The following is a 7,484-nucleotide window of genomic DNA, read 5'->3' on the forward strand; positions in this document are numbered from 1 at the left end:
TTGTAATCACTCCTTAAGGGATTAAGCATCCATTCATGATAAAAAGATTCTTGATAAGGAGTGAGCTTTATTAAAAATTGAGGGTTTTTCATTTGTGTTGTATATAATTATTAATTTAAATCAGATAGTAAAAAGGGAAAGGTTTTTAGTTTTATAAGAAGTTCTTCTAGAGGAATAAAATGAGAAATATGTTCGGTTGAATTACTAGAAAAATCACTTTCACTCATCACAACCAGATGTCCCATATACTCTGAAGAAAAATCAAGCTCTTCAAATAGAAAATGTTGGGAATTAAAATATAACGTATCTTCTAGCGTACTAAAGCTATTCAAAGGAATTCCCAATCCCTTCCCATCCGCTTTTATGACAGCTTCTTTTCTTGTCCAAAGCTTATAAAAAGTTTGAGTAGGTGACGAAGAATCAACAATATAATTCCACTCGGGAATAGTAAAGTAATCCTGAAAGTCAATATAACAAATAGGCTTTATAATTTCCAGATCCATTCCAATATTATACTTGCTATTAATCGCACAAGCAACATAATTCCCCGAATGGCTGATATTAAAAAAAGGTCCCTCTTTAAAATAGGGCTTTTCATGGTTAGTAAAACAAAGGGTCAACGGGGAGCTGCTCCCTAAAAGATCAATCGTTCCATACCAAAGTAAAAGTCTTCCTAAGAGATAGGATAAAGCAGCTTCTTTATTCTTATACTTCATTTGCTTGTTTACAATTTGGGGCGTAAGGTATGGATGGCAAACGGAAAAAAATAAATCAATGTCAGACCCACTAAAGTCTGTCCAATATATAAAGGTCATGCTCGAAAAAATGTTAATAATTATTGCTTTCCCTTATAGAAGAGAAAGTAGTACAAATAGATTAGTAAGATTAATGTATAGTAAACTTATTTTATACGATAAATACAATTGGATACATCGAAAAATAGTTTATAACAGTGATATTAGGATATATAAATTAGAAAACAGTTCTTTCCATAAAGAAATTATCCGATGAAAACTTATGGATAAGAAAAGGAAGGTTTATTACATTGTGCTGGACATCATAGTCAATGATGTACCAAAAGCTTATTGTAATTTTTATTATAAACTCATTTATTCTAAAATAAAACCTAGTAATAATAAAAAATTAAGAACTTGTAAAATTTAGCCTTATAGCTTTAGTAGGAGTATTCCGTAAAAAACAATCCCTCAAGGGAGGATAGTTACCTATTGGAAATGAGAATTTTATATTTTGCATCTTTATGTTTTTGTGAAACAAATATATAGAATTTATTTAATAGCTCCTACATCTAAAATTAACTTGAGAGTTTTTATATTTACTTTTATTCAATGATCCACACTAATTATAATAATAAAATAAAGCAAAACTACATTATAGAATAAATCACTTTTTAACATTTACAAAATAAATTCAATTATTTTCCGAAAATTTTAATCTCAAAAAAAAACTATACATTACATTCTTTTTAGAGCACGTTTAAATTTTGTTAAATAATAATGTTAGTAGATAATTTAGTCATGTTTTTGGAAGATTCATGAAGTAATTCATAGTTCTGCCAATCTTCTATCATTATCAAATCAAGCAAAAGTTCTTTCCCTTAACAAAATCTTTTACTAAAATTTAAACATTCTATGTTAACATCCAAATTTTAAAAGTTAAAAAAATCTTTTCTAGATATAATCTGGTTGATATTTTCGTTTATTATTTACAATTCCAAATACTAATCTTAAAAGTTTGTTGCATACGGCAATTAAAGCTAGTTTTTTGCACTTTCCTTTCTGTAAAATTCTTTCAAAAAGAGCTTTGCAATGCTTATTGTATCGTATGGCACTCCAAGAACAAACATACAAAACACTTCTTATCAATCCTTTACTGGTCCTGCATTTTCCAATAGTGATTTTCTTATTTCCGGAATGATACATTCTTGGTGCTACCCCAAAATATTTAGATAAGGCTTTTGCCGATTTAAAATTTTTAAAATTGTTGGTCGACACCAGTAAAAGTAAGGCTGTTTTCTTCCCAATTCCGGTGATGCTTTCCAATAACTCTTTAGTATCCTTCAATTCTTCATCTTCTAGTTTGGGAAGTCTTTCCTGCAATTTTTCTATATCTTTTCCTATTCTTTTAATAATAGATTCATAATGTTTTATGACTTCTTTATTGAGAACAGGTTTTTGACGAAGTGACTTTAATTTTAATGAAAATCTCGCTTTTTCCTGCTCTAAATCATGCCAAAGGGTAAGTTCCTGATCCAGCAGTTCAATATTTTCTTTTTTAGGCTCATAGGGAAGCATCTTCATTGTTTCTCCAAAATTCCTTATCAATCGTGCATCCTCTTCATCGGTCTTGCTAATCTGATTTTTCGCCTCGCCGTACTTTTTAACAGACAAACCGCTTACCTGATATACTTCAAACCCCAGCAAATAAGCATAATATAAAACTTTACTACTGTAGGAACCGGTGGCTTCAACTACTATTTTGTAACAGTTCACATCAATCTTTTTCAAACATCGCTCAATATCAGTCTTGTTGTTATACACATTAAGAATGGTCTGTTTTCCTTCTTTGTTCATAAAGCTCATTACCAAAACATTTGAGCTCACATCTACTCCAATTACTTTTTTACTTAAATTTACCATACTAAAGTTTTTATCTTTCATTGGAAAAATCGTTTTCTTTTAAACCAATGTGATAAGAGTTTATCTTTATCAAACAGCATTCTATTCGGTTTTTAGAAAACAGGCAACAGGGACGAAATGTTTAAAACGATATTAAATATCTACAAGTTCCCGGTCTTTTTCCTGTTGCTATTTCCAATGTATTATTCTAATGAATATTTTTAACTTTTAGTATTGTAGATTTTTATTCTGCAAACTTATCACAAGTTCTTAATTGAATAGAAAACATTTTATCTCAATATTGTATGACCTACATTTTTAAAAAAATTCAATATTTTAATAATGGATCACGGCTATGATTTAATTATATTAATACATATCATACAGTAAATTATTTTCAAATTTAGTAACTTCGTAGTTAGTCACAGCTAGATAAGATTTCACCAATTGTTAAATAACGTTGTGAATTACTTTCAAAATTTAATACCTTGATAATGAGACATAATAGCAGCTTTACATAGCTGCTATTCTTATTGTTTCAAATTCTTTTCAAACTTTATTATTGTAGTGATCTGTCAAAGTTTCTCAGAATAAGGCTAGCGAGATTAGTTGGGAATTGCTTTCAAAAGTCCGTATCTTAGCATACATTATAACAATAATATAAGTTTTCCGAATCTGTATCATTGCTTAATTCTCGCCATTGAAAACAGTTTTCAATCGTTTTATGATGAGTCTAAAAAGCGTTTTCTAAATCCAATGTTGTAGAAAATCCCTTTTTACCATTATTTAAATGAGGTAAAATTCATTTTTCCAGTTTATATTTGCCTATGAGTTACAGATTGTAGTTATTTTTTTGCCACCCTAAATTACTAACTTTCCAGGAACTCTTTTTAGCTAAAAAATTTAAACAGGAAAAAATCTCATATGAAAGTATCAGCAAAATCATTTCCCACATGAAAAAAGAAATTGATGTATTAACGGGATTAAGAGGAATTTCTGCATTATGGGTTATTTTTCATCATTACTTTAGTTTACCCCCAACACAAAACATTGCCCTAAAAGCTATTGAGAATACATTATCAAATGGTTATCTGGCTGTAGATTTCTTTTTTATTTTAAGCTCATTTGTTCTTTGCTATTCCTATGAAAAGTATTTTAGAGAAGATATTAAAAAAGATCATTATAAAGAGTTTATCATAAAACGTTTTATAAGAATCTACCCTATGTTGATTTTTATTGTTCTGGTTTCGTTTTTATTTCTATTCAAAGATCATTGGAGATATTTTCCTTTTTATATTTCTCTGACATTTATCTTTCTTGCCGAAAAATACAGAGTTATTAGCTCTTTAGGGATTACGTGGTCTCTTTCTTGTGAGCTTATTTTATACTTTATCTTTCCTTTTTTATTTTTATACTTTCAAAAACGAAAGCATTACCTTACATTAATAATTCCTTTAGCCATTGTATTATTTTACTATGTGTATTTTTTCGATACCATTACATTTTCAACCGAAGGCTTAGTATATGAAAATATCCATAATAGTAAAGGACTGATCAATACACCCTATGGACTTTCTGCAATTGTACGATGTTTTGCCGGATATCTCTTAGGGATTTTAAGCTTCCATTTTTATAAGTCAGGAAGGATCATTAATATTTCATGGGGTCTTTTTATTATAATTATTTCATTACTATTGAAAAAGATGGATGTTATTATTCTTATATCTTTCTCATTTTCGCTTTCTTCGATCATTCAGCAGCCACAAATTTTCATCTCAAAAATATTATCTTCAAAATGGGCGCTTTTTCTCGGGAAAATTTCCTACTCCATTTATCTCATTCATATTATACCCCTTCTTATTTTAGATTCTCATAAGACTTATTTACTTCAGTTTTTGCCCCTATTTGTTTATAAATTTTTCTGTATAATATTGACGATTGGTATTTCAGTCATCACTTATTATATGATTGAAATACGTTTTTCTCAGTTGCTGAAGAATTTTTTTATAAAAAAACACCCAGAAAATGAACATTTTAGAAGCCTATTGCGCAAAAAGTAATTCAAATTTATTATCTTAGTGATACGTCACAACTGATGAAGATTTCTCATTCTTTGATAAATTGTTGTGAATTGCTTTCAAAAATCCGTATCTTAGTGATACGTCACAACGCTTGAAAAGATGGCAAATATTGAACATTAGTTGTGAATTGCTTTCAAAAATCCGTATCTTAGTGATACGTCACAACAATAGACAAACCGAATATCAAGCCGCTTGAGTTGTGAATTGCTTTCAAAAATCCGTATCTTAGTGATACGTCACAACTTCACATTAACGCGAAACTAAAGTATAATAGTTGTGAATTGCTTTCAAAAATCCGTATCTTAGTGATACGTCACAACTTTACGACCGTTCAGATAAGCACTTTCTTAGTTGTGAATTGCTTTCAAAAATCCGTATCTTAGTGATACGTCACAACATCGCCGAGGCCAATCAAGAAGTGGAGATGGTTGTGAATTGCTTTCAAAAATCCGTATCTTAGTGATACGTCACAACATTTATGTCTAATCCCCAATCTTCTAATTGGTTGTGAATTGCTTTCAAAAATCCGTATCTTAGTGATACGTCACAACGGAATGTTTATTATATTGCGATGAGTTATAGTTGTGAATTGCTTTCAAAAATCCGTATCTTAGTGATACGTCACAACATTGTTTGGTAAGCGACCAGCATGTGTATGGTTGTGAATTGCTTTCAAAAATCCGTATCTTAGTGATACGTCACAACATTGTTTGGTAAGCGACCAGCATGTGTATGGTTGTGAATTGCTTTCAAAAATCCGTATCTTAGTGATACGTCACAACTTGATGCTTGTGGATATGTGAGCGCTCTTTGTTGTGAATTGCTTTCAAAAATCCGTATCTTAGTGATACGTCACAACTTTATCTTTTTTAATTATACGTTTAAGTCTGTTGTGAATTGCTTTCAAAAATCCGTATCTTAGTGATACGTCACAACCGGGTAATCAAAAACATTAATATCATTATAGTTGTGAATTGCTTTCAAAAATCCGTATCTTAGTGATACGTCACAACTTTTGTTTTGTAGGAGCATGGCTTTCTGCCGTTGTGAATTGCTTTCAAAAATCCGTATCTTAGTGATACGTCACAACTTGTGAGTCAATTTAATCGTGGGTAATGGAGTTGTGAATTGCTTTCAAAAATCCGTATCTTAGTGATACGTCACAACATATCATCTAGCATTGCTCTACTTCCAACAGTTGTGAATTGCTTTCAAAAATCCGTATCTTAGTGATACGTCACAACAATTCGTAAATATAACACCCTCTGCCTTGTGTTGTGAATTGCTTTCAAAAATCCGTATCTTAGTGATACGTCACAACTTGGTTGCTGTTGGTGGGTTTATGGCATTAGTTGTGAATTGCTTTCAAAAATCCGTATCTTAGTGATACGTCACAACATTGAAATAGAAGTGACAGCAGTTGAATTGTTGTGAATTGCTTTCAAAAATCCGTATCTTAGTGATACGTCACAACGATTGCATTTTTCTTAGGTTGAAAGGTCTAGTTGTGAATTGCTTTCAAAAATCCGTATCTTAGTGATACGTCACAACTAATGGTCGTTTAGGAAATCTAAAACGTTAGTTGTGAATTGCTTTCAAAAATCCGTATCTTAGTGATACGTCACAACTAATGATTTTAGATTAGCCGTATTATCGCCGTTGTGAATTGCTTTCAAAAATCCGTATCTTAGTGATACGTCACAACATTAGTCTTGCTAATGTCGTTCGTTGTTAAGTTGTGAATTGCTTTCAAAAATCCGTATCTTAGTGATACGTCACAACGCGCCTGTATTATTTGCTACATATTTGTTTGTTGTGAATTGCTTTCAAAAATCCGTATCTTAGTGATACGTCACAACAAAAAATAATTTATGACTTTAGAGCAAATTGTTGTGAATTGCTTTCAAAAATCCGTATCTTAGTGATACGTCACAACCCCTGATTCTAATGAATTAGAGTGGGTTGAGTTGTGAATTGCTTTCAAAAATCCGTATCTTAGTGATACGTCACAACTTACTCCAGCCTGTTCAAAGAATCTAACATGTTGTGAATTGCTTTCAAAAATCCGTATCTTAGTGATACGTCACAACCTTTGAATATACATAATCTACAAACTCACTGTTGTGAATTGCTTTCAAAAATCCGTATCTTAGTGATACGTCACAACAAAAACAGGCGGAACTCCAACCCATGATGCGTTGTGAATTGCTTTCAAAAATCCGTATCTTAGTGATACGTCACAACACTATTCAAGGCCATCTACACAGCCAAGCAGTTGTGAATTGCTTTCAAAAATCCGTATCTTAGTGATACGTCACAACAAAAGTGAACGAGTTACCAGGTCCAATATTGTTGTGAATTGCTTTCAAAAATCCGTATCTTAGTGATACGTCACAACTACAAAATTAGACTTTCCCCAATCTATTTTGTTGTGAATTGCTTTCAAAAATCCGTATCTTAGTGATACGTCACAACGATATTAGAACTGCAATAGATAATGCGGTAGTTGTGAATTGCTTTCAAAAATCCGTATCTTAGTGATACGTCACAACCAACACCCCTAATATTTATACATATAAATAGTTGTGAATTGCTTTCAAAAATCCGTATCTTAGTGATACGTCACAACCTCAAAAAAATGAAGCCGTCTCACAACTGAGGCGGTTTTTCTTGTTAAAAAGTGAATAATTTTTATACATTTTGATTTGTTTTTTGTATATTTATTTAGTAATCAATTAGATATATGGCTTTTAGGCATTATAATCAA

At 31.1% G+C, this 7,484-nt stretch carries 3 protein-coding genes and 1 CRISPR repeat array; of the genes, 1 reads left to right on the top strand and 2 read right to left on the bottom strand.

Annotation, left to right across the window (positions count from 1 at the left end; genetic code table 11):
• Positions 1 to 110 precede the first annotated feature (110 nt).
• Together CHRY9293_RS17915 and CHRY9293_RS17920 are read right to left on the bottom strand one after the other, a co-directional pair.
• Positions 111 to 815 (bottom strand): 4'-phosphopantetheinyl transferase family protein, encoded by a 705-nt coding sequence (locus CHRY9293_RS17915; protein WP_162034227.1) that lies wholly within the window; start codon positions 813 to 815, stop codon positions 111 to 113.
• Positions 816 to 1,688: 873 nt separating this feature from the next.
• A complete protein-coding gene (locus tag CHRY9293_RS17920; protein WP_228455592.1) occupies positions 1,689 to 2,678 on the bottom strand; it encodes an IS110 family RNA-guided transposase in 990 nt (329 codons plus the stop codon).
• Between the two features lie 911 nt (positions 2,679 to 3,589).
• On the opposite strand from CHRY9293_RS17920, the gene CHRY9293_RS17925 reads away from it, so the two are divergent.
• Entirely contained in the window at positions 3,590 to 4,696 is a 1,107-nt protein-coding gene (locus CHRY9293_RS17925) for an acyltransferase family protein (protein ID WP_162034228.1), read from the top strand.
• Positions 4,697 to 4,759: 63 nt separating this feature from the next.
• Positions 4,760 to 7,346: a CRISPR direct-repeat array (repeat unit 47 nt; unit sequence GTTGTGAATTGCTTTCAAAAATCCGTATCTTAGTGATACGTCACAAC).
• The last annotated feature ends 138 nt before the right edge of the window (positions 7,347 to 7,484 follow it).

Source organism: Chryseobacterium potabilaquae (assembly GCF_902728265.1).
GTDB lineage: Bacteria > Bacteroidota > Bacteroidia > Flavobacteriales > Weeksellaceae > Chryseobacterium > Chryseobacterium potabilaquae.